This is a genomic window from Methylocapsa aurea (assembly GCF_000746085.1).
Classification (GTDB): domain Bacteria; phylum Pseudomonadota; class Alphaproteobacteria; order Rhizobiales; family Beijerinckiaceae; genus Methylocapsa; species Methylocapsa aurea.
Window position 1 is genome coordinate 598,132 of record NZ_JQKO01000001.1, and the last position, 22,235, is coordinate 620,366.

Genomic DNA, 22,235 nt, shown 5'->3' on the forward strand with positions numbered 1-22,235 from the left:
ACCGAATAATTTACCTATCGGCGCCGTATTTGCACCGTTACCGTTCTGGTTTCCTGGGAGGAGGAGCTTGCTATGGATGAATTAATCGCCAAATTTTCCAAGACAATCGAGAGGTTTTTCAAGACTATTGAAACCCTTAATGGCGCGCTGGCGCTCGGCGCCGGTTTCGCCGTCGTGCTGCTGGTGCTCTATCATCATGGGGACCTGGGAGAAGGGTATTGGGGGCCGTTCTTTACCTTCCTGCATGTCGTGTCCGGCATCACCTGGATCGGACTACTCTATTATTTCAATCTCGTGCAGATTCCGACCATGCCCAAAATTCCGGCCGAACTGAAGCCCGGCATCGGCAAATATATCGCCCCGGAAGCGCTCTTCTGGTTCCGCTGGTCGGCGGCCGCAACGGTGGCCACGGGACTGATCGTCTTTATCAGCGGCACGGCGGTCATTAATCTGACGATCTTAACCGGCGCGCTGCTTGGCCTGATCATGGCCTATAATGTTTGGTTCATCATCTGGCCAAATCAGCAGAAGGCGCTCGGCTTGATTCTTGTCGATGACGAGGCCAAGGCCAAGGCGGCGCGCACCGCGATGCTGACCTCGCGGACCAACTTCGTCCTATCGGTGCCGATGCTCTATTGCATGGTCACCGCGCGGCTCGTGGGATAGAGCCGCGCTCGGAGCGTGATCGCTTCAGATTGAACCGATCATGCTCTCCCCGGCCGGCGCCGTTCGCGGCGCATGGCATTTTTAGGCCCCGCGCGTTTCGCGGACCCTGCTCTGCTTTCGCTCGCATAACTGCGGCGAAAAAGCTGGCCGCGCGAGACTGCGCGGCCATAAAGGCCTCAAGAAAGACTTGGCGAAAAAGACTCGACGAAAAGGCTCGGAAGACATCTTATCGCCGCCGCATTATGCGCTATAGAGTCCCTCAGCGGTTTCCTTTCAGCAGCGGCGCGACAGACGCCGGACAGTCGGGTTCATGGTCCAACGCAGGGAGGTCTTGAAACTCGCCCTTGGCGGCATCGCCCTGGGTCGCGGCGTTGGTTTGCCGGACGCAAGCGCTGGCCCTTCTTCGGCGCAAAGCGCTTCGCCTGGGCTTCCGACGCCAAACATCCCCGCTCCGACCGCGCCTGCGCCAACTGCGCCCGAACAAGGTTTTCCCTTGAGCGAGCCGGCTCGATTCGATCCAGGCATGGTCGCCGACGCGGCCCGAGCCCTGTCGAAGCAGCCCTTCAAACCCGTCGCGGCCGATATTCCTGAGGCGTTCAGAAACCTTACCTACGAGCAATATGTCGGCATCAGCCATCGTCCCGGCGCAGCAATCTGGGCGTCCGAAAATGTCGGCTTCGCGCTCGAACCGCTGCATCGCGGATTCATCTTTTCGGTGCCGATGCAAATCAATCTGGTGGCGGAGGGGCAAACGCGCCGGCTCCTTTATGAATCGGCGCTTTTCGACTTCGGCAAGCTTTCGCCGCCGCCAAATATCGGCGACATCGGATTTTCTGGCTTTCGCGTGCTGTCGCCGCAAGAAAACGGCGTCTTTTATGAACTCGCCGCATTTCAGGGCGCGAGTTTTTTTCGCGCCGTGGCGCGCGGGCAAAATCTCGGTCCCATGGCGCGCGCGCTTTCGCTCAAGACGGCCGATCCGCGCGGCGAAGAATTTCCCGCCTTTCGCGCCGTCTGGATCGAGCGCCCGACACTCGCCGCCAACACGCTCGTCGTCCACGCTCTCATCGATTCGGAAAGCGTGACCGGCGCCTATCGCTTCACGCTACGGCCGGGCGAGGCGACGATCATCGACGCCGAATGCACCTTGTTCGCCAGGGTCGCGGTCGATAGTTTCGGGCTCGCCACGATGAGCGCGACTCATCTCTCCGGCGCGATAGACGACAAGCGCCGCTCCGGCGACCTGCGTCCAAGCGTCAGCGAAGTTGCCGGCCTGCAGATGCTGACCGGCAAAGGCGAGTGGCTTTGGCGCCCGGTCTCAAACCGGGACACATTGCAGATCTCGACCTTCGTCGATGAAAACCCGCGCGGTTTCGGCTTTCTTCAGCGCGACCGCAATTTCGATCATTATCAGGATGACGACCAGCACTGGGAGTCGCGCCCCTCGCTCTGGATCGAACCGATCGGCGATTGGTCATTTGGCGGCGTTCAGCTCGTCGAAATTCCCTCCGAATCGGAAGTCAACGACAATATCATCGCCTATTGGCAACCGCGCCAGCCGCTCGCCGCTGGAAGCGAGACCGGCTTCGCCTATCGGCAGTTCTGGTGCTGGAGCCCGCCGGAGCGCCCTTCCCTGGCGATCGCCGCGCAGTCGCGCTCGGGGCGCGGCTCGTCACCAAAACGCCGCCGTTTCATCGTCGAATTTACCGGAGATATTCTCAGCCTGCCGCAAAATGCCGGAGACATGAAGCCGAACTTAAGCGCAACGCCAGGATCGATCACCCTCATTCGAACGTTTCTGTCCGCCGACAAGACCTCCTACCGGGTCTTGTTCGAACTCGATTTTGGCGGCGACTCCTCCTCCGAATTGCGCCTCGTGATCGAGGCCGCGGGCAAGCCGATCAGCGAGACCTGGATTTATCGATGGACGCCCTGACCCATTCACAGCCGCGGGAAATGGCCGACGCCCCGTTGCATGGGCGCAACGCCGAGCTCAAGAGCGCGGATTTCAGCGCTTGCGAACCTTCCGCCTGCATGCCGCCCGAGGCGCCGCTCGCGATGCCGACGCAGAGCCTCATGCGCTTCTCCCGCGGCGACCGGCGCCAAAGCCTTCCCCGCCGGCCGGATCTGGGCGCCTGGCTGGCGCGCCTCGTCGTGTTCGGCGGCGGGCTCGCCCTCACCGCCTATGGCGCGCGCGAAATGTATGAAGTCGTCGCGGTCGGCGGCGTCACGCCGCTCGAATGGGCGCTGCTGATCCTTTTCGTCATCAATTTCTCCTGGATCGCGCTCGCCTTCACGAGCGCGATCGCCGGTCTCATCTGGCTCTTGTTCCTCGCCCCGAAGCCGCCCGCGCCGCCGGCTTCGCTGCGCGAGCGCACGGCCATCGTCATGCCAATTTACAACGAAGCGCCCGCCCGCATATTCGGCGCGCTCCAGGCAATGTATGAAGATGTCGAGGCGACCGGGTTGAACCCGTCGTTCGACTGGTTTTTTCTGTCGGACACGACCGACCCCGAAGTTTTCGTCGCCGAAGAACAGGCATTCATCGCCCTTAGGCAAAGGCTCGGGGGCGGGAACCGCGTCTTTTACCGGCACCGGCCGAAGAACACCAACCGCAAGGCCGGCAATATCGAGGATTTCGTCACCCGTTGGGGCGGCCATTACGCGCATATGGTGGTGCTCGACGCCGACAGCCTCATGACCGCCCATGCGATCGTCACCCTGGCGGCGGCGATGGAGGCCGACCCGGACGCCGGCATCATTCAGACCCTGCCGCTCATCATCAACCGCAACACGCTTTTCGCCAGGGTCCAGCAGTTCGCGGCCCGCATCTATGGGCCGGTGATCGCCGCCGGCGTTTCGGTCTGGATGGGGCGCGAGGGCAATTACTGGGGCCATAACGCGATCCTTCGAACCAAAGCCTTCGCGGCGCATTGCGGCCTGCCGGTGTTGCGCGGTCGGCCGCCTTTGGGAGGCCATATTCTCAGCCATGATTTCGTCGAGGCGGCGTTGATCCTTCGCGCCGGCTACGCCGTCTATATGCTGCCGACCCTCGGCGGCAGTTTCGAGGAGAGTCCGCCCTCGCTCATCGACCTTTCCGCGCGCGACCGGCGCTGGTGCCAGGGCAACCTGCAGCATATGCGAATCCTGCCGGCGAAAGGTCTGCATCTGGCGTCGCGGCAACATTTCGTGACCGGCATCATGGCCTATGTGGCCTCGCCTCTCTGGATGCTGCAACTCATCGTCGGCATCGCGCTGGTCCTGCAGGCGAGCTACATCCGACCGGAATATTTCACGAGCGAATTCACCTTGTTTCCGGCCTGGCCTCGGTTCGATGCGGCGAGATCGCTCTCGCTTTTCGGCCTCACCATGACCATCTTGCTGCTGCCCAAGATCTTCGGCCTGGCGCTCGCTCTGGTGCAAGGCCAAACCCGGCGCGGCGGCGGCGGCGCGTTCCGGCTCGTCGTCTCGACTTTTTTCGAGATCATCATGTCGGCATTGCTGGCCCCGACAATGATGCTGATCCAGTCCGGTCATGTCATGCATTTTATTTTCGGATTCGACACCGGCTGGGACCCGCAGCGGCGCGATGATGGGTCGATCCCTTTTAGCGCCATCATCCGGCGCCACCGCTCGCATGTCGCCATGGGAATTGTGATGCTCGTCGCCGGGCTTTCGATTTCGCCCTCGCTGGTTGCCTGGATGTCGCCAACCATCCTTGGCCTGCTTCTAGCGATCTTCCTGTCATGGGCGACAGGACTTCTCTCGGTGGGGCTAGCCCTGCGCCGCATCGGCCTCCTGGTGACCCCGGAGGAGCAGGCGAAGCCTCCCGTCGTCGCGCGCGCCAATCTCTTGGCGCAGGAACTCGCCGACAAGGAAGCCGAAAGCGCGCAGGGGCTCCGCGCCATCCATGCCGACCCTCAATTTTGGGCGTTGCACATGGCTTGGCTGCCGCCGGGACCAGCCCGTAGAAACGGCAATATTTCGGCCGAATGGGCGCTTGCCGAAGCCAAGCTGGGCGAAGCCTGGACCCTCGATGAAGCGCTATCCTGGCTGCAGCCCAAAGAGCGGATGGCGATCCTCCAGGATCGCGCGCTTATCAAGCGCCTCTCGCTCCTGCCGCGCGATGAGCCGCAACCGCCGCCCCTGGCCGAGGCAGTTCCGGCGGCAAGATCCTGAGCCCAGCCTCCGCCGCGTGGAGCGCAGCCGGCAATCGAACAAACGGGTCCGCGATCGCCGATCGCGCGCTATTTTGAAGGAGGGGCCATTCCATGTCCGCTGAAGCACCCGATACGGCAAGTCTCGATGCATTCAAGCAATTCATCTATCGTTCCTATGTTCAAACCAATCCGGTCTTTGCGAAAAAGGCGCCCAGGGGAGGCGCCGGACGCTGGCTGCAGATCGAGACTTTTCTTCGCAAGTCATTGCCTGCCGACAAAAAGTCTTCCCTCCTCGACTTCGGCTGCGGCGACGGACTGCTTCTTTCCGTGGCGCAGGAGCTCGGTTACAGCAATCTCGCCGGCGTCGATTTTTCCAGCGAGTTGCTGGAAAGAGCCTCCCTCCGCACATCGGCCAAGCTGCATTGCGCCAATGGCTTGGACTTCTTAAAGTCCTGCGCCGACAATGCTTTCGACGCGATCACGGCCTTCGATGTCCTGGCGAAATTGACCCGCCCGGAATTGCTGGAGATTTGCCGCGAGATCCACCGCACGCTGAAGCCCGGCGGCCGTCTGCTGATCTTTGTTCCCAACGGCGATTCGCCCTATTGCGGCGTCATCGTCTGGGGCGATCTCACCCATGAGAGGCCTCATACCAGGTCATCCCTCGAACAGATTCTTATTCCGCTCGGTTTTCAGGACATTCGAGCGATGGAGGCAGCGCCGGTCCCGCATGGCCTGAAGAGCGCCATTCGCGCGATTCTCTGGTATTGTTTCCGGGCCGTCTCGGTGCTTCGGCTGGCTGCTGAGACCGGTTATTTCCACGATCGCCTTTTGACCATGAATATATTTGTGACAGCTCGTAAGGCGTCAAAGTGACCATGCAAGTGACTGTGATCGAAGCCTATCTATTCAAATTGTTCGAGCCGGGCGAGGAGGCTTCTCTCTACGGAAGCATACTCATCACGACCGAACACCAATCTTCCACCATGAGCGTTATCGCGCCGAGAAAACTCGAAGCGCCTATCGTCGAAATCTGACGCTGCCACTCTTCCCCGTAACGGCGGGTCAGGCCTTGGTAGCTGAAACCCGCCTTCGCGAATCTTCTTGCGGACTTTGCGCGGGTTTTCATCTGCTCTGGGGAGAGCGACGCATCAATTTCCGCGTAGTAGTCCGCCTTATTGGCGCTTAGCTGTCCCACCCGCATACGGAAACCGCCGAGGACTGCGTCAACGCTTACGAGATCGCTATGCTTGGCGAAGCGCCGCCAGAGATCGAAATCACCCGCGAGCCGGAAATTCGCATCAAGGCCGCCTGCCTTTTTCCACAATCCCGCTCGCCAAAATGTGCCTTCCTGCTGAATGAACCGCGCGGTGCGGCCATCGAAAATACCGGCGGCAATGGCTTGTCGCGGGAATGGAGTGACCGGCGTGGGATATGAAAACATCGCGCCATCCTCAGCGATGACCATCGGCCGTCCGGTCACCCAGTCACAATCTAAGTATTTGTCGAAGATGTCAGCGACCGTAACGAAGGCGCCCGGTTCGAAACGATCGTCGGAATTGATCCACGCCATAATGTCTGAATCGCCACAGGCCGAAAAGCCGCGATTGACCGCATCGTAAACGCCCTGATCAGGCGCAGTAGCGAAAGAAAACTCAATTCTGTCGCACCCGATAGGAAAATCCGTCGCCAGGCGGGTCTTCCACGCCGTCAGCATCTCCAAAGTAGCATCCTTTGATCCACCATCTTGAACGTGATAGCGGATTGAAAAAGGACCTACTTGGCTCACCACGCTTAGAATGGCTTGATCAAGAAATCTCTCGCCGTTGAGCACCGGCGTCACAATGCTAAAACGCATAACTACTCCTCCCTGAAGGCAACCAAGCAGAAAGATCTGTTAGTTATGAATACTATAGTTCAAGCTCTATCCTTGCTAAAACCTTATGATATTGATAAATCAAAGGTGCGAATAGGGCCAGATACTGACGGCGGCTATATCCTAGCTGATGACATTTCCACCGCGCAGTCCATTATTAGCTACGGGATTGGGGCAGAATTTCGATTTGACATAGAGTTTGCAAAAAAAGGGCATGACGTCTATATGTTTGATCATACAATTCAGGGAATACAGGCAGAAGATAGGAGACTGCACTTCTTTTCAGAAGGCGTTGCCGGAAAGACGGACATAGCGAAAAATTTGTTTAGCATAGAAGATCATTTAGACAGACATAAAATCAGCGGAGATCACTTAATCTTGAAAATGGACGTTGAGGGCGCCGAATTCGATGCGCTGAGGGCGGTGCCAGATAACATTTTGCGTCGTTTTGAGCAGATTGTTCTGGAGGTTCATGGGTTGAATCGTTTGGACGATCCTGTCTTTCGCGCAAATTTTTGTGACGTCTTTTAAAAACTTAACGAAGTTTTCACGCTGTTTCATGTTCACGCAAACAATTGGGACGGCCCGAATGGCCTCGCTATCGTGTCAGGCATCCCTGTTTCGGGGTTGTTAGAGTTGTCTTATATCAAATCGACAAGCGTTCATCGTCGGCCATCCCAAACCTTGTATCCGACACCGCTGGACTACCCGAATACCCAGAACAAAGACAAGCTGTTGTGGTTTTTTCCTTTCTTGCCGACTTTCCTTACGCTGGAAAATTTCGTCGCCTGTGAGGAGCGCGTCGAATTATTTCATCGTCTCAACATCAACTCCGATCAGGCGCCGCACCGGCTGGAGAATGTTTCCGCTCAAATGGAAAATGCGCCTTCCAATCTGCGCGGAAAGGCAATTGGCCAGGCTGCACAACGGCAATGGTTTGATTTTTTCAGGATCCGGCGCCGATAGCGCTTTCGAAACAATCCCCGCCTTCGATGTCTTCGTGAAATTAACTCGCCCGGAACCGCTGGAGGTTCACCGCGAGATCAAGCACACGCCGACGCCCCGCGCCGGTTGCTCATCGTCATCCTGGCGGCGGCCGCCGTTCCCCGCGTCGTCGCATTGGGCGACCTCACGCCTGACTTTCGGGCTTGCGGTGGAGAGCCGCTTGCGCCGCGGCCAGCCTTGCGATCGGCACGCGAAACGGCGAGCAGGACACATAGCTCAAGCCCAGCTTTTCGCAAAAGGCGATCGAAGCCGGGTCGCCGCCATGTTCGCCGCAGATTCCGAGTTTGATGTCCGGCCGCGTCTTGCGGCTTCGCAAGACGCCGATCTCGACAAGTTCGCCGACGCCCTCTTGGTCGATCGTCACGAAAGGATCGGCGGCAAAGACGCCGCGAGCCACGTAGCGGCCGAGAAAAGACCCTGCATCGTCGCGCGACAGCGCCATGCAGGTCTGGGTCAGATCATTGGTTCCAAAGGAGAAAAACTCGGCGGTTTCGGCGATTTCGCCGGCGCGCAAGCTGGCGCGCGGCGTTTCGATCATCGCTCCAACAGTATAGGGAATCACGACGCCGGTCTCGATGGCGACGGCTTTAGCCGTAGCATCGACCCTGGCCTTGATGAGATCGAACTCGGCCTTGGCGATGATCAGCGGCGCCATGACCTCCGGCTGCACGAGTTCGCCGGTTATCTTCTTGACCGCGACCGCCGCTTCAAAAATGGCGCGCGCCTGCATTTCGATGATTTCTGGATAGGCGATCGCGATCCGGCTGCCGCGAAAACCCAGCATCGGATTGACCTCGCGCAAGGCCGCCGCGCGCCGCGATAGCTTTTCCGACGAGACGCCCATCGACTGCGCCACTTCGTCGATTTCCGCTTGGCTATGCGGCAAGAATTCATGCAGCGGCGGATCCAACAGGCGGATCGTCACCGGCAGACCAAACATGATCTCGAAAAGCTCGATGAAATCGCCCCGCTGGATCGGCAGCAGCTTGGCGAGCGCGGAACGCCGGCCCGCTTCATCATCGGCGAGGATCATTTCGCGCACGGCGATAATCCGGTCGCCTTCGAAGAACATATGCTCGGTGCGGCAAAGCCCTATGCCTTCGGCGCCGAACTTCCGCGCGACGCGCGCGTCCTGAGGGGTCTCGGCATTGGCGCGAACGCCCATCCGGCGAACGCCATCCGCCCATTGCATGAGAGTGGCGAATTCGCCCGAAAGTTCCGGCTGCAGCATTTTAACGCTGCCCTCGATCACCTGCCCGGTCGTTCCATCGATCGTTAGAATGTCGCCTTTATTGAAGGCGACGCCGGAGGCCGTCATAACCCCCTTGGCGTAATCGATCCGGATGCCGCCTGCGCCGGAGACGCAAGCCTTGCCCATGCCGCGGGCGACGACCGCCGCGTGGGAAGTCATCCCACCTCGCGTCGTCAATATGCCCTCGGCCGCGTGCATCCCGTGGATATCCTCCGGGCTCGTCTCAATGCGCACCAAGATAACCTTATGGCCGGCGCTTTTCAGCTGCTCGGCCTCATCGGCGCTGAACACGATCGCGCCGCTCGCCGCCCCCGGCGAAGCCGGCAAGCCGGTGGCGACCACGTTCCGCTCAGCGTAAGGATCGATCGCTGGGTGCAAGAGCTGCTCAAGCGAAGCCGGATCAATACGGGCGATCGCCTCGTCCCGGCTGATCAAGCCGTCCTGGGTCATATCGACGGCGATGCGCAGCGCGGCCTTGGTGGTGCGCTTGCCATTGCGGGTCTGCAGCATCCATAATTTGCCGTTCTCGACGGTAAATTCCATGTCCTGCATGTCGCGATAATGCTTTTCGAGCAGATTTGCCGTCCGCACGAATTCAGCGAAGACCCCCGGAAGCGTGGTTTCCAGCGAAGCCTTGTCCGACCCAGCGGCCAAGCGCGCCGCCTCGGTGATATTCTGCGGCGTTCTGATGCCCGCCACCACATCCTCGCCTTGAGCATTAAGAAGGAATTCGCCGAAAAGCTCCTTCGCGCCGGTCGCGGGGTTGCGCGTGAAGGCGACGCCGGTCGCCGATGTCTCGCCCATATTGCCGAAAACCATCGCCTGAACGGTGACCGCGGTTCCCCAGTTCGCAGGAATATCGTGAAGGCGACGATAGGTGATCGCCCGCGGATTTTGCCAGGACCCAAAAACCGCGCCGATGGCCCCCCAAAGCTGTTCACGCGGCGCTTGGGGAAAGGGCTCGCCTCGGGCTTCCAGAACCTTCGCCTTGAACGCGATGATCAGCCTTTTCCAATCTTCGGCGGCGAGCTCGGTATCTAGAGTTAACCCTTTGATTTCCTTATAATGCTCTAACATTTCCTCAAAGTGATGATGATCGACGCCAAGCACCACGTCGCAGTACATCTGGATGAAGCGGCGGTAGGAATCATAGGCGAAACGTTCGTCGCCCGAGCGTTTCGCCAAGGCTTCGACGGTGACGTCGTTGAGGCCAATGTTCAAAACGGTGTCCATCATTCCGGGCATCGACGCGCGCGCGCCGGAACGGACAGAGACAAGCAACGGATTTTCCGGATCGCCGAAAACCCGTCCGGTCAGCCCGCCAATATAATCGAGAGCGGCCTCCACCTCCGAGCCTAGCTCCGGCGGATAGCTCTTTCCATTTTCATAGAAAAAAGTGCAGACCTCTGTGGTTATCGTGAAGCCTGGAGGAACCGGCAGGCCAAGATTCGCCATTTCGGCGAGATTGGCGCCCTTGCCTCCAAGCAGATCGCGCAGATCTCGCGCTCCTTCGGCCCGACCATCACCGAAAGTATAGACCCATTTGACCATGTTGGTCCTCTAAATGCGATCGGTCCGCCGCAATTTGCCGGCGCGCGAACAAATCAAGAAGGACGGTCCCGGTCAGGAGCGGCGCGCTTGCTTCGCGCCAGCCCGTCAGCCGATGGAAGCGCAAATCACGAATGATCGCGCAGGCGGAAGCCAAAACTGATCCAGCCGAGGCCCCAGAAGAAAAGATCGATCCCGAGAAGAATTCCCAAGATGAACGGCGTATTGCCGGGCCAGCCAATAACGATCAAAAGGCCGACAAGCGCTGTCACGATGCCCCCGAAAAGAACCGAGCTTCGCGTGCCGGCGACGAGCTGGGTCCCAAAATAGATCCGCGCCAATCCCGTGACGATCAACCCCGCGCCGAGCATTAGCGTAAAGATCGCGGCCGCGACCAAGGGATTGGCGAGCGCGAAGGAGGCAGCCACTATATACAGCAATCCAGAAATGATCCAAAGAAAGAACCGGCCCCAGGTTTTCGCGCTAATGCCCAAGGCGATCTCGGACGCACCGGCAATGACCATGAAGATCGCAATGGTATAAACCGACGCGATCGTCGCCGTGACGTCGAGGATGATGGCGGCGATCCCCATTGCTACGCCAAGAACGCCGAAGGCGACGATCCAACCCCAGCGATGCCTTAAACGCTCGATCGCCGTTCCCAAACTTTTTGGGCCGCCCGAAACCGGAGCGGCATTATTTGAAGATGCCATGCGTCAAATTCCTTCCATCAGGAGCGCCGCCCGAGCGACTGGACTCGTCGCTCGATAGAACGCGCTCAGAACTAAAATTGTCAGAGCGGACCCTTGTGCAAAAAAGTCTGGCGGCTTCTGTGAAGCGCGGCTCCAAGCGCGGAGCCTTTTTTTGGCGAAGCGGGCGCAGGTTCGCCGAGAAGACGCTCCTAGCCAATGCGCCGGGGATGCTCGCGACGGCATCATTGTGCAAATAGCCTCATTGTGCAAATAGCCTCATCGCGCCCGTGGCGGGGCTTGCTCGAGTTCCCATATGAGGCGCGCCTCATCGAATCGCTGGCGAGGCGTCTGGCATTCTTGCAGAGGCGCGCTTGACGCGTTAGGCTTCAGCTCTTACTTGGGTTTTGTTTCGGTTTTCTAAACGCCCGTTCTTGCCAGAGCGTGATGTCGTTGAAATGCGATAATCATACTTTCTGTCGAGTTGATTCGACGCATGACTCAAGTCCAAAAAGGCCTTGTCCTGCTTGGAGCGCGCGGTCCTGCTGCGACAGGGCGGCTGACGGTCGCGGCCGGCTTCCGATCTTTGCGCGCGTCGGCGCATCTCGCATTCCGACGGCTTTGGCTGATCGTTCGTCGACTGTGACCCAAAGGTCGCGCCTTGGCGCTAAATGCCGGCGCCGGCGCTTTGCTCGACGGTTCGCGTTGCAGCGTTGATTTTTGTTCGTTATTTACCTTCAGATATGTCGGCAAGATGAAAAGGGTTGGGCTTCCCCTCTTGAAGCAATTTGATTCACACCAAGGCGTGTTCTTCGAAAACTGATCCCTCTTTTTCGATCAGAACACGCTCGAACTCTTTGGATCAGGGCGAATCCATTTCGATCATGAATCCCATCTGATCGGGAATCGCTCTAGGAAGGCAACCCCGGTTCGGGTCCTGCATGCATGAGGCGCCAGTGACGACTTCTTCGACCACCCCCCTGCTCGACACGATTGCGGCGCCATCGGACTTGCGGCGTTTGACCGAGGCGGAGCTTGTGCAGGTCGCCGATGAGCTGCGCACCGAGACGATCAGCGCGGTTTCGGTCACAGGAGGACATCTTGGCGCAGGCCTGGGCGTTGTCGAGCTCACGGTGGCCTTGCATTACGTTTTCGATACGCCAAATGACCGCTTGATCTGGGACGTCGGCCATCAGGCCTATCCGCATAAGATTCTCACTGGCCGGCGCGACCGCATCAGGACCCTGCGCCGGGGCGGCGGGCTTTCCGGCTTCACCAAAAGGTCTGAGAGCGAATATGATCCTTTCGGCGCCGCGCATTCCTCGACGTCGATCTCTGCCGGCCTCGGCATGGCGGTGGCGAATACGCTGGCCGGCAAGCCGGCCAATGTCGTCGCCGTGATCGGCGATGGCGCGATGTCGGCGGGCATGGCCTATGAGGCGATGAACAATGCCGGCGCGATGCATTCGCGTTTGATCGTCATTTTGAACGACAATGAAATGTCGATCGCCCCCCCGGCCGGCGCGCTCTCTTCCTATCTGGCGCGGCTGGTGTCCGGCGGGACCTATCGCTCGGTTCGCGAGGCGGCGAAACAGCTTGGCCGCCATTTGCCGCGATTTGTCTACGACAGGGCGCGCAAGACCGAGGAATTCGCGCGCAATTTTTGGGCCGGCGGCACGATGTTCGAGGAGCTTGGCTTTTATTACGTCGGTCCAATCGACGGACATAATCTCGATCATTTGCTCCCGGTCTTGAAAAACGTCCGCGATTTCAAGGAGACGGGGCCGATCCTGGTCCATGTCGTCACCCAGAAGGGCAAGGGCTACGCCCCGGCCGAGGCTTCGAGCGACAAATATCACGGCGTCAACATGTTCGACGTCGTCACCGGCAAGCAGGTGAAGCCCAAGCCGAACGCGCCGCTCTACACCAATGTTTTCGCCGACGCCTTGGTCAAGGCCGCCCAGACTGACGACAAGATCGTCGCGATCACCGCCGCGATGCCGGGCGGCACCGGGCTCGATATCTTTCACAAGTCGTTTCCCGAACGCGTTTTCGACGTCGGAATCGCCGAACAACATGCCGTGACCTTCGCCGCCGGCCTCGCGACCGAAGGCTATAAGCCGTTCTGCGCGATCTATTCGACGTTTCTCCAGCGCGGCTATGATCAGATCGTCCATGATGTGGCGATCCAGAATCTGCCGGTTAGATTCGCCATCGACCGCGCCGGCCTCGTCGGGGCGGATGGCGCCACCCATGCCGGATCCTTCGATATCTCCTTCCTCGGAATCCTGCCCAATATGGTCGTGATGGCGGCGGCCGATGAGGCCGAGCTCACGCATATGGTTGCCACCGCAGCGGCCTATGATGAAGGCCCGATCGCCTTGCGCTACCCGCGCGGCGAAGGCGTCGGCGTTGAAATGCCGGCCGAGGGACAGATTTTGGAGATCGGCCGCGGCCGCATCCTGCGCGAAGGCAGCAAAGTCGCCATTCTGTCGCTCGGGACGCGCCTCGCCGAGGTCTTGCGGGCCGCAGAGGATCTCGCCGCTTATGGCGTTTCGACCACCGTCGCCGATGCGCGCTTCGCCAAGCCGCTCGATCTCGATCTCATCCGGCGCTTGGCCGGCAACCATGAAGTGCTGCTCACGATCGAGGAAGGGTCGGTTGGCGGGTTTGGCTCATTCGTGATGCAGGCGCTCGCCGAGGAGGGCGCGCTTGATGGGACTGGCATGCGCGGGCTGAAATTCCGCTCGATGGTGCTGCCCGACATCTTTCTCGATCATGACAAGCCGGAAAAGCTCTATGCCCAAGCCGGGCTCGACGCCAAAGGCATCGTCGCCAAGGTCCTGGCGACGCTTGGCCGAGACAGCGATGCGATGAAGAGCCGGATTGCATGAGCATGTTTGGAAGACGGCGATTTGAAATCTGACGTGGTGCGATGATCCGCACCGCGATCATCTCAGCTTCACAACAGCGCTTGGCCGAGCCTTGGTTTTTATGAACGCTTCGAGCAAGTGGCGGCGCTCATCCTGATTGTAGGCGCCTCGACTGGCTTTCGACATAGCCAGCGCAACCTGTATTGTGATCGGCCCCGTTTCTGATAGGCTTGACTCGCGCGCACATCGAAGTTCGCATCCTAGTCGCGATAACCATATGACCGGCGGAGCAGGCTCATGGCGAGAGAGTATACGATTTCCGACCGCGCTTTAGTCGCTTTGGTCACTCAACTCACCGGCGGCTACCCCAATCCGGATGACACTTCCCCGCCGGGCCCTTGGGGCCCGGTCATTCGCCAAGCGTTGGAGCGCCTACGACGGGCGTCGGGTCCGGTTCCTGATCCTTGGCTTGAGGTCGCGCTCAATCCCCAACCGCTTCCGCCAAAGGCTGCTTTCGCCACCGCCTTTGCCCAACAGATCGTCGATCGGGTTCTGGTGCTGCAGGATGTCGCCGACGCCATGCCGCGACAAGGCGAACAGCAGGGCATTATCATCGTCAGCGGCTATATCTCAAGGTTTGTCGACGATTATTGCGGCACCGGCTTTCGGTTCAAATGGCCCTTTCCCGGACCCCGTCCAAATTGGTTCACCGAGGAAGTCAATGGCGCCGACTTGATCCTGGCGGGCGTCCAATTCGAGCGGGCCGCCGCAGAAATCTCCAACGAAGAACTGACGCGCAGTCTCATCGATGGCGCGGCCAGGCTGAAGGAGACTGGTCTGGCGAGACTTCAGTAACCGCTTTGCGGGCGCCTTTATTATGACCAAGATGGCCGACGTCCCCGGGGCCGGCCATGGTTGCGGCGGCGATAGCGGTTGATGCGATTGGAAGCAGGCTCAAGACTGCGAAACCGCTTGCAACCTTATTTGCGCGCCCATTTGCGAGCCATTTGTGCGATCCGTTTAAATGACTCGCCAACGCGCTGATCTCGCTCTAGTCGAACGCAAGCTTTTCGAAAGCCGCGCCAAAGCGCAGGAGGCGATCGCCGCCGGACTTGTGCGCGCCGATGGCAAGGTTCTGCGCAAGGCCTCCGAGCCGGTCGATGCCGGCGCCCAAATCGAAGCCTTTGCTCCCTACCCCTGGGTCTCGCGCGGCGGATTGAAACTCGCCGCCGCGCTTGAGGCCTTCGGTTTCGATCCGGCCGGGCGCGCCTGCCTCGACATCGGCGCGTCAACCGGAGGATTCACCCATGTTCTTCTCGCGCGCGGCGCTCTGGAAATCCTCGCCATCGATGTCGGACGCGGCCAATTGCACCCCGATCTTGCGCGCGATCCTCGGGTCATGTCGCGCGAGGCGACTGATGCGCGAAGCCTCACCCGCGCCTCGCTCGCGCACGCGCCGGAGTTCGTAACCTGCGACGTGAGCTTTATTTCTCTCAAATTGGTGCTTCCCATCGTGTTGCCGCTCGCCGCTCCCAACGCAAAGCTGGTCGCTCTCATCAAGCCGCAATTCGAGGCCGGTCCCGGTCACGTCGTCAAAGGCATCGTCAAGGATGCAGCGATCCGGCGCAAGGCCTGCGACGATATCCACTCCTTGGTGGAAGCCCTAGGCTGGCGCGTCGATGGGCTGCTGCCCTCCCCGATCGAAGGCGGCGACGGCAATATCGAATTCCTCATCGGCGCGACGCGGGCATGATCGACCTCAACGCAAGGCTACATGTCGAACGCCTGGGCCAGCGCGGCGAAGGTCTCGCGCGGGGACCCGAGGGTCCCGTCTTCATTCCCTATGCCCTGGCGGATGAAACGATCATCGCCGAAGTCGACGGCTCGCGCGGCAGGCTGGTCGAGATCGTGACCCCGTCCCCCAATCGCATCGACCCATTCTGCCGCTATTTTTCCGTCTGCGGCGGCTGCGCGGTTCAAACGCTCGCCGCTGCGCCTTACGCCCAATGGAAACAAAGCCTTCTCGTCGTCGCGCTGAAACAGGCCGGGCTTGCGGCCACTGTTGAGCCGCTGGTCGATGCGCATGGCGAAGGGCGCAGGCGCGCAACGTTTCACGCCCGCGTGGACTGGACCGGCAAATCGACGACGGGGTTCATGCGGGCGCGGGCGCATAAGATCGTCGAGATCGACTCCTGTCCGGTCCTGGCGCCCGCCATGCTTCGGGCGGCGCCAGTGGCGCGGGCGCTGGCGCAGGCGCTCGCCGGATCAGGAAAGCCGCTCGACATTCTCGTCACCGCGACGGCGTCAGGCCTGGATGTCGATCTCAAGGGACATGGGCCGCTGAGCGAGGACGAGAGCCGCAGGCTTGTCCGGCTCGCCTTGACGCAGGATCTGGCCCGCCTGTCGAATCATGGCGCCATTGTGTTTGCCCAGCGCACGCCGATGCTGGCCATGGGTCGGACAATGGTCGCGCCGCCGCCCGGCGCCTTCCTGCAGGCAACGGAGGCCGGCGAACAAGCGCTGGCGGCAAAAGTCTGCGCCGCCGTCAAAGGCGCTGGCGAGATCGCCGACCTTTTCGCAGGCGTCGGAACTTTTTCGTTGCGCATGGCCGAATTTGCCGGGATCCACGCCTTCGATCTCGAGGAGGCCGCACTCGGCGCCCTAGCAAAAGCGGCGCGGATTGAAGGTCTGCGGCCGGTAAGCGTCGAGGCGCGCGATCTCTTCCGCCGGCCCCTCGCGCCAGCGGAGTTGGCGCGGTTCGAGGCGATCGTGTTCGATCCGCCGCGCGCCGGGGCCGAGCAACAGGCGCGGGCGCTCGCCGCCTCCCGCGTCCCTCTCGTCGTCGCCATATCCTGCAATGCGCAGACATTCGCCCGCGACGCGGCGATCCTTTGCAGCGGCGGCTATGAAATCGCGCGGATCGAACCGATCGATCAGTTTCGCCATTCGCCGCATGTCGAAATCATTGGCGTCTTCCACCGCCCGGCGGAGAAATCTCGGAAAATCCGGCGGCTTCTGGGGTGAGCGTCAGCGTGACCCTATTCGCGATCTCTTGCGGGCAATCGGAATTTTTCTAGCGCGCAGGATTGGACCGATGAACCGCGATGGGCGGCGGATCAAACCATTGGAACGCCAGAAGCCCGACCAGAAAGCCGCCGATATGGGCCTCCCAAGCGATTGTCGCGTCGGTCACGCCGAGCGGCCCCGACATGGCGCCGGATAGGAAATTAGCGAGGAACCAGAAGGCGAGAAAGCTGATCGCGCCGCGATTCGAAACAATCTCCCGCAAAGGAAGCGCCGGCAAACGATAGGTCAGGTCTTGCTCCGCCCGTTCGGAAAAGCCGAGGGCTTCCCCCAGCGGCGCGCCGGGTTGAAACACGAAACGCACCGCCGCGGCCATCGCGCCGGACACCACTGCCGAAGCCCCAATGACCGGCTGCAAACTGTCCATATGAGTGAGGAAATGCGTCGCCGCGCCGGCAAGCGCGGCTGCGACGCAAAACACCAGGAAACGCGGCGTCCCGAAGCGGCGCGCCACGGCCGAGCCGAAGGCCACGAACCAGAGGCTATTCATGCCCACATGCAGCCAGCCGCCATGGAGCAGCGCATAGGTAAGGAGCGTCCACCATTGCGCCCGGCCATCGCCAAGGAAATAGCGATCGAGTTGAAAGCCGGGGCCCGTCAGGTCGTCATTGGCGGCAAAAACGCGATCGGGATCAAAGGCGAAAGTGAATCGTCCCGGCACGAATGCGAAGCGCTGGAGAATCTTTAGAAAGATTTCCGGCGGGAGAAAATCGCATATGGCCTCGATCAAAACCAGCGCCGCGATGATGTAAAGGATCACCGTCGGCACGTTGAAAATGCGTTCCTTCGGGTGGCGCATGCTCATGCCTCGTCAGGGCTGCTTCGGGCGAGCCGGCGCCGGATCGCCATTTTAGTCCACGTCCTCGACGGCGAGGGCGGCGCCGCCGGCGAGTTTTTGCGCCAGCGCCGCTTCCATGAAGGGATCGAGTTCGCCATCCAGGACCTCGTCCGGCGTTCCCGAGGTCGCGCCGGTGCGCAGGTCCTTCACCAGCTGATAGGGCTGCAGCACATAGGAGCGGATCTGATGGCCCCAGCCGATTTCGGTCTTGGTGGCTTCGGTGGCGTTGGCCTCCGCCTCGCGCCGCTCGATTTCCTGTTCATAGAGCCGCGCCCGCAGCATGTTCCAGGCGGTGGCGCGATTCTTATGCTGCGACCGCTCGCCTTGGCAGGCGACGACGATTCCGGAAGGAATATGGGTGATGCGCACCGCCGAGTCGGTGGTGTTGATGTGCTGGCCTCCAGCGCCCGACGAGCGGTAAGTGTCGATCCGACAATCGCTTTCATTGACGTCAATTTCAATCCGATCGTCGATGACCGGATAGACCCAGACGGAGGCGAAGCTCGTATGCCGGCGGGCATTGGAATCGAAAGGCGAGATCCGCACGAGCCGATGCACGCCGGATTCGGTCTTCGCCCAGCCATAGGCATTATGCCCCTTGACGAGAAGCGTGCCCGATTTCAGCCCCGCCTCGTCGCCGGCGGTCTCCTCGATGATCTCGACCTTGAACTTATGCCGCTCGGCCCAGCGCGCATACATGCGAAACAGCATGCGCGCCCAGTCGCAGCTCTCGGTGCCGCCGGCGCCCGAATGGACTTCGATATAAGCATCGTTGCCGTCGACCTCGCCCGAAAGCAGCGCCTCGATCTGGCGGCGTTCGGCCTCGAGCTTCAGCGCCTTGAGCTGATCGACGCCTTCCTTCTCGGTGGCGGCGTCCTGTTCCGCCTCACCCAGCTCAACGAGGGTCACGGCGTCATCGAGTTCGCTCTCGAAGCGATTGATCGAGCCAAGCCTGTCCTCGATTTCGGTCCGCTCGCGCATGATTTGCTGCGCGGCCTCCGTATCGTTCCAGAGATTTGGATCCTCGACCTTGGCGTTCAGTTCGGCGAGACGGCGGCCAGCGGCGTCGACGTCAAAGATGCCTCCTCAGCAATCCCATGGATTGCTTGATGGCTAGAACCAGCGCTTCGGCTTCGGCGCGCATGTTTGGGCTTTCTGATCGGAGGGAAAAGGGCGCGGATGCGCCTAAGTTGGCGGGAACATAGGATGGCGGGCAGGTGATGTAAATGGGCGAGGAGACTTACGACTTTCCGCCAAGTCGCGCAGGAAAACTTTGTCGCCGGCCAGCGAAGACCCTATGATCGGAGCAGATCAAATGGAGGTGGCGGGGATGCCGGATTTCAAACTGCCTCTGTCGGGTGACGTCACTCAGTCCTTTGGGTCCTGGATCGGCTCCCTCAATGCGATGGGCGCTCAATTCAGCGTGATCAGCGTCAATCTCGGCAAATCCTCCGACCCTAGGGTCGAAGAGCAAATGCTCAGCGACGTGGGGAGCTATGGCAAGCAGCTTGGCCGGATCGAGGACGCCCTCGCGGTCCTGCTCGACCATTTCCGGCCCGATCGCGCGCTGACTCCGGCCGAAGACAAGGCGATCCGGGATCTCCGGCGCATGCTGGAGGACGTCGCCGAGGTGAAGGAGCGCTGCGCAGCCAAGCACGGGCGCTCCTGACCGATAGGCTTCAGTCCGTTTCGCTCGCCCTAATATAAGCCGCCGGTGCCCGTGCCCACCAGGCGGTCGGCGTCGGGATTGACGGCCTGCGCGCGCGGCGACGCGTCGCCGGCGGCGTAGGAATCGGGCGGCGCCGTGCCCGGCTTGAAGGCTTCCAAAATCGCGCCAGACCCGCTCGAACGCATGCCCGATTTGGCGTCGACCGAAATCAGCTTGATCCCCGGCGGCACCCGGAACGGAACATCCGGCTTGTCTTTCAACGCCATTTTCATGAAATCGCCAAAGATCGGCGCGGCATATTGCGACGCCTGCGCCGAATCGCCGAGCGAACGCGGCTGATCATAGCCTAGGAACACCCCGACCGCGAGATCGGGCGAGAAGCCGACGAACCAGAGATCCTTGGCGTCGTTGGTCGTGCCGGTCTTGCCGGCGAGGTGTCGGTTGGCGTCCTTGATCCTTTGCCCTGTGCCGCGCTGGATCACGCCTTCCATGATCGAGGTGATCTGATAGGCGGTGAGCGGATCGAGCACCTGCTCGCGCTTGTCGATCAGCCGGGGCTCGGGCTGATTCTGCCATTTCTGCGCGTCGCAATTCTCGCAGATGCGCTCGTCGTGGCGGTAGATGGTATGGCCCCAGCGATCCTGAATGCGGTCGATGAAAGTCGGCTTGATCCGCTTGCCGCCATTGGCGAGCATCGAATAGGCGGTGGTCATCCGCATCAAGGTCGTCTCGCCCGAGCCGAGCGACATCGCAAGGAACGGCGGCAGATCGTCATAAATGCCGAAACGTTTGGCGTATTCGGCGATCAGCGGCATGCCGACGTCGCGGGCGAGCCGCACCGTCATCTGATTGACCGAATGCTCGACGCCAAAGCGCAATGTATGCGGTCCGCCCGACTTGCCTTCGAAATTTTCCGGCCGCCACACGCCCAGGCCCGGGCCTTGATCGACTTCAATCGGAGCGTCGAGGATGATCGAGGAGGGCGTATAGCCATTGTCGAGCGCCGTAGCATAGACGATCGGCTTGAACGAAGACCCCGGCTGGCGCAGCGCCTGGGTGGCGCGGTTGAACTCGGACTGATCGAACGAGAATCCGCCGACCATGGCGAAGACGCGGCCGGTATAGGGATCCATCGCCGCGATGGCGCCGCCAACTTCCGGGATCTGGCGCAGCCGATATTGCCCCGGCTTGGCCTCGATCTGTTCGACATAGATCACGTCGCCCGGCCCGAGCGCCGACCGTGAGCCGGAGCCGCGGGTCCAATGCATGCCGACGCTATTGGAAAGAATGCCGGATTCCCGTTCGCGTTCGATTTCGCCGGATTTTTCGCGGCGCGGCTGCAAGCCGACCCGCGCCCCGGACTCGTTGGCGTCGATGACGACGGCGAGCCGCCAGGGCGCGACATCGCCGAGGGCTGGAACATCGGCGAGCGGAACGCCCCAATCCTGGCTGATGTCGATATGGCGCATCGGACCGCGAAATCCATGCGCCTCGTCGTAACGCACAAGGCCATCGACCAGGGCGCGGCGCGCCATCAGCTGCATCTTCGGATCGAGCGTTGTGCGGACAGACAGGCCGCCCTCGTAAAGTTTCTTCTCCCCATAACGCTCGCCGAGTTCGCGGCGGACTTCCTCGGCGAAAAAGCCGGCGGCGAAAGCGTTGGGGGAGAGGACGCGCGGATTGACGCCAAGCGGCTCGGACTTAGCCTTCTCGCCATCCGGGCGAGACACATGGCCATTCTCGACCATCCGGTCGATCACCCAATTGCGCCGCTCGATCGCCCGTTCGCGCTTTTGAAAGGGATGATAATTATTCGGCGCCTTCGGCAGGGCGGCGAGATAGGCGGCCTGCGCAATCGTCAGTTCATGCACCGACTTGCCATAATAATTCAGCGCCGCGGCGGCGACGCCATAATTGCCAAGGCCAAGATAGATTTCGTTCAGATAAAGTTCGAGAATCTTTTCTTTCGAATAGGCGCCCTCGATCCGGAAGGACAGCAGCGCCTCGCGGATCTTGCGTTCGATGGTGCGCTCATTCGTCAAGAGAAAGTTCTTGGCGACCTGCTGAGTGATTGTCGAAGCGCCTTGGACGCGCCGGCCGCCCTGCGCCAGAACCAAGAGGTTGCGCAGGATGCCTTCTGGATCGACTCCGGCATGGGTGTAAAAATTCTTGTCCTCGGCCGAAAGGAAGGCCTGTTTGACGAGCGGCGGGATGGCTGCGCTCGGCAAATAAAGACGCCGCTCGCGCGCATATTCAGCGACGAGCGAGCCGTCGACGGCATGCACGCGCGTCATGACCCGCGGTTCGTAATTCTTAAGCTGCGTATAATCGGGCAGGTCCTGTTCGAATTTCCAAATAAGAAGCCCGGCGGCGCAAGCGCCGACGACAAAAATAATGGCGCCTGTCGTAAAAATAAAACCGAAGAAACGGGCAATCAGCCGCATGCAAATTGGCCTCTCGAATTCGGAGCGCGCGCGGCCATCGGCAAATAATGGCCCTACCCCGCGCCGACGGTCGAAGAAATCTCGCCGTTGGAATTTGTAAACCGTCCGTCGAGGGCCGGTTCGCGAGAACGTCG

General features: G+C 60.7%; 17 protein-coding genes. 11 read left to right on the forward strand and 6 right to left on the reverse strand.

The window, feature by feature from the left end:
• The first annotated feature begins 72 nt into the window (after positions 1-72).
• The 4 genes from DL86_RS02790 (at position 73) to DL86_RS18530 (ending at position 5,699) form a co-directional block, all read left to right on the forward strand.
• Positions 73-666 carry a urate hydroxylase PuuD gene (locus DL86_RS02790; protein ID WP_084572639.1) on the forward strand — a complete coding sequence of 198 codons (594 nt, stop codon included), beginning with the start codon at positions 73-75 and terminating at the stop codon, positions 664-666.
• Between the two features lie 310 nt (positions 667-976).
• The gene (locus DL86_RS02795) at positions 977-2,599 is read left to right on the forward strand and encodes an OpgD/OpgG family glucan biosynthesis protein (RefSeq protein WP_036257737.1); all 1,623 of its coding nucleotides are present in this window, start codon (positions 977-979) and stop codon (positions 2,597-2,599) included.
• Positions 2,587-4,842: a glucans biosynthesis glucosyltransferase MdoH gene (gene mdoH / locus DL86_RS02800; protein ID WP_084572640.1), complete on the forward strand. Its 2,256-nt coding sequence runs from the start codon at positions 2,587-2,589 to the stop codon at positions 4,840-4,842. The genes DL86_RS02795 and mdoH overlap by 13 nt, the downstream gene beginning before the upstream one ends.
• Before the next feature lie 92 nt (positions 4,843-4,934).
• Positions 4,935-5,699 (forward strand): class I SAM-dependent methyltransferase, encoded by a 765-nt coding sequence (locus DL86_RS18530; protein ID WP_051952506.1) that lies wholly within the window; start codon positions 4,935-4,937, stop codon positions 5,697-5,699.
• Positions 5,700-5,766: 67 nt separating this feature from the next.
• On the opposite strand, the gene DL86_RS02810 is transcribed toward DL86_RS18530, so the two are convergent.
• A complete protein-coding gene (locus DL86_RS02810) occupies positions 5,767-6,681 on the reverse strand; it encodes a glycosyltransferase (protein WP_084572641.1) in 915 nt (304 codons plus the stop codon).
• 45 nt (positions 6,682-6,726) lie between these two features.
• On the opposite strand from DL86_RS02810, the gene DL86_RS02815 reads away from it, so the two are divergent.
• Together DL86_RS02815 and DL86_RS02820 are read left to right on the forward strand one after the other, a co-directional pair.
• Entirely contained in the window at positions 6,727-7,230 is a 504-nt protein-coding gene (locus tag DL86_RS02815) for an FkbM family methyltransferase (protein WP_036257741.1), read from the forward strand.
• A 72-nt stretch (positions 7,231-7,302) separates the two neighbouring features.
• Entirely contained in the window at positions 7,303-7,665 is a 363-nt protein-coding gene (locus DL86_RS02820) for a hypothetical protein (RefSeq protein WP_156964428.1), read from the forward strand.
• Positions 7,666-7,828: 163 nt separating this feature from the next.
• Here the strand turns inward: DL86_RS02820 and ppdK are convergent, their stop codons facing one another.
• Together ppdK and DL86_RS02830 are read right to left on the reverse strand one after the other, a co-directional pair.
• Positions 7,829-10,507 carry a pyruvate, phosphate dikinase gene (gene ppdK, locus DL86_RS02825; RefSeq protein WP_036257747.1) on the reverse strand — a complete coding sequence of 893 codons (2,679 nt, stop codon included), beginning with the start codon at positions 10,505-10,507 and terminating at the stop codon, positions 7,829-7,831.
• 125 nt (positions 10,508-10,632) lie between these two features.
• Positions 10,633-11,217: an HdeD family acid-resistance protein gene (locus DL86_RS02830; protein ID WP_036257749.1), complete on the reverse strand. Its 585-nt coding sequence runs from the start codon at positions 11,215-11,217 to the stop codon at positions 10,633-10,635.
• Positions 11,218-12,134: 917 nt separating this feature from the next.
• On the opposite strand from DL86_RS02830, the gene dxs reads away from it, so the two are divergent.
• The 4 genes from dxs (at position 12,135) to DL86_RS02850 (ending at position 17,090) form a co-directional block, all read left to right on the forward strand.
• Complete coding sequence (gene dxs, locus DL86_RS02835) at positions 12,135-14,087, forward strand: 1-deoxy-D-xylulose-5-phosphate synthase (RefSeq protein ID WP_036257752.1); 1,953 nt, start codon at positions 12,135-12,137, stop codon at positions 14,085-14,087.
• Positions 14,088-14,363: 276 nt separating this feature from the next.
• Positions 14,364-14,921, forward strand: coding sequence for a hypothetical protein (locus tag DL86_RS02840; protein ID WP_156964429.1), 558 nt, complete (start codon positions 14,364-14,366; stop codon positions 14,919-14,921).
• A gap of 169 nt (positions 14,922-15,090) precedes the next feature.
• Positions 15,091-15,819 (forward strand): TlyA family RNA methyltransferase, encoded by a 729-nt coding sequence (locus tag DL86_RS02845; protein ID WP_036257758.1) that lies wholly within the window; start codon positions 15,091-15,093, stop codon positions 15,817-15,819.
• Complete coding sequence (locus DL86_RS02850) at positions 15,816-17,090, forward strand: class I SAM-dependent RNA methyltransferase (RefSeq protein ID WP_036257767.1); 1,275 nt, start codon at positions 15,816-15,818, stop codon at positions 17,088-17,090. The genes DL86_RS02845 and DL86_RS02850 overlap by 4 nt, the downstream gene beginning before the upstream one ends.
• A 49-nt stretch (positions 17,091-17,139) precedes the next feature.
• On the opposite strand, the gene DL86_RS02855 is transcribed toward DL86_RS02850, so the two are convergent.
• Both DL86_RS02855 and prfB read right to left on the reverse strand, forming a co-directional pair.
• Positions 17,140-17,949 carry a rhomboid family intramembrane serine protease gene (locus DL86_RS02855; protein ID WP_051952569.1) on the reverse strand — a complete coding sequence of 270 codons (810 nt, stop codon included), beginning with the start codon at positions 17,947-17,949 and terminating at the stop codon, positions 17,140-17,142.
• Between the two features lie 51 nt (positions 17,950-18,000).
• A protein-coding gene (prfB, locus tag DL86_RS02860) for a peptide chain release factor 2 (protein ID WP_156964430.1) occupies positions 18,001-19,132 on the reverse strand; the annotation gives its coding sequence in 2 pieces (ribosomal slippage) (positions 18,001-19,062 and positions 19,064-19,132; 1,131 coding nt in all).
• A gap of 186 nt (positions 19,133-19,318) precedes the next feature.
• Here prfB and DL86_RS02865 point away from each other — a divergent pair.
• On the forward strand, positions 19,319-19,657 hold the full coding sequence (locus DL86_RS02865) for a hypothetical protein (RefSeq protein ID WP_036258150.1): 339 nt from the start codon (positions 19,319-19,321) through the stop codon (positions 19,655-19,657).
• 29 nt (positions 19,658-19,686) lie between these two features.
• On the opposite strand, the gene DL86_RS02870 is transcribed toward DL86_RS02865, so the two are convergent.
• Positions 19,687-22,101 carry a penicillin-binding protein 1A gene (locus tag DL86_RS02870; RefSeq protein ID WP_036257774.1) on the reverse strand — a complete coding sequence of 805 codons (2,415 nt, stop codon included), beginning with the start codon at positions 22,099-22,101 and terminating at the stop codon, positions 19,687-19,689.
• Positions 22,102-22,235 lie beyond the last annotated feature (134 nt).

What these genes read in the sequence shown, in the direction of transcription:
- DL86_RS02840 (WP_156964429.1), top strand. Translation starts at nt 14,364, where the DNA reads ATGGCGAGAGAGTATACGATTTCCGACCGCGCTTTAGTCGCTTTGGTC.
- DL86_RS02795 (WP_036257737.1), top strand. Translation starts at nt 977, where the DNA reads ATGGTCCAACGCAGGGAGGTCTTGAAACTCGCCCTTGGCGGCATCGCC.
- DL86_RS02845 (WP_036257758.1), top strand. Translation starts at nt 15,091, where the DNA reads ATGACTCGCCAACGCGCTGATCTCGCTCTAGTCGAACGCAAGCTTTTC.
- DL86_RS02865 (WP_036258150.1), top strand. Translation starts at nt 19,319, where the DNA reads ATGCCGGATTTCAAACTGCCTCTGTCGGGTGACGTCACTCAGTCCTTT.
- mdoH (WP_084572640.1), top strand. Translation starts at nt 2,587, where the DNA reads ATGGACGCCCTGACCCATTCACAGCCGCGGGAAATGGCCGACGCCCCG.
- DL86_RS02830 (WP_036257749.1), bottom strand. Translation starts at nt 11,217, where the DNA reads ATGGCATCTTCAAATAATGCCGCTCCGGTTTCGGGCGGCCCAAAAAGT.
- DL86_RS02870 (WP_036257774.1), bottom strand. Translation starts at nt 22,101, where the DNA reads ATGCGGCTGATTGCCCGTTTCTTCGGTTTTATTTTTACGACAGGCGCC.
- DL86_RS02790 (WP_084572639.1), top strand. Translation starts at nt 73, where the DNA reads ATGGATGAATTAATCGCCAAATTTTCCAAGACAATCGAGAGGTTTTTC.
- dxs (WP_036257752.1), top strand. Translation starts at nt 12,135, where the DNA reads ATGCATGAGGCGCCAGTGACGACTTCTTCGACCACCCCCCTGCTCGAC.
- DL86_RS02810 (WP_084572641.1), bottom strand. Translation starts at nt 6,681, where the DNA reads ATGCGTTTTAGCATTGTGACGCCGGTGCTCAACGGCGAGAGATTTCTT.
- DL86_RS02855 (WP_051952569.1), bottom strand. Translation starts at nt 17,949, where the DNA reads ATGCGCCACCCGAAGGAACGCATTTTCAACGTGCCGACGGTGATCCTT.
- DL86_RS02815 (WP_036257741.1), top strand. Translation starts at nt 6,727, where the DNA reads ATGAATACTATAGTTCAAGCTCTATCCTTGCTAAAACCTTATGATATT.
- DL86_RS02850 (WP_036257767.1), top strand. Translation starts at nt 15,816, where the DNA reads ATGATCGACCTCAACGCAAGGCTACATGTCGAACGCCTGGGCCAGCGC.
- DL86_RS18530 (WP_051952506.1), top strand. Translation starts at nt 4,935, where the DNA reads ATGTCCGCTGAAGCACCCGATACGGCAAGTCTCGATGCATTCAAGCAA.
- ppdK (WP_036257747.1), bottom strand. Translation starts at nt 10,507, where the DNA reads ATGGTCAAATGGGTCTATACTTTCGGTGATGGTCGGGCCGAAGGAGCG.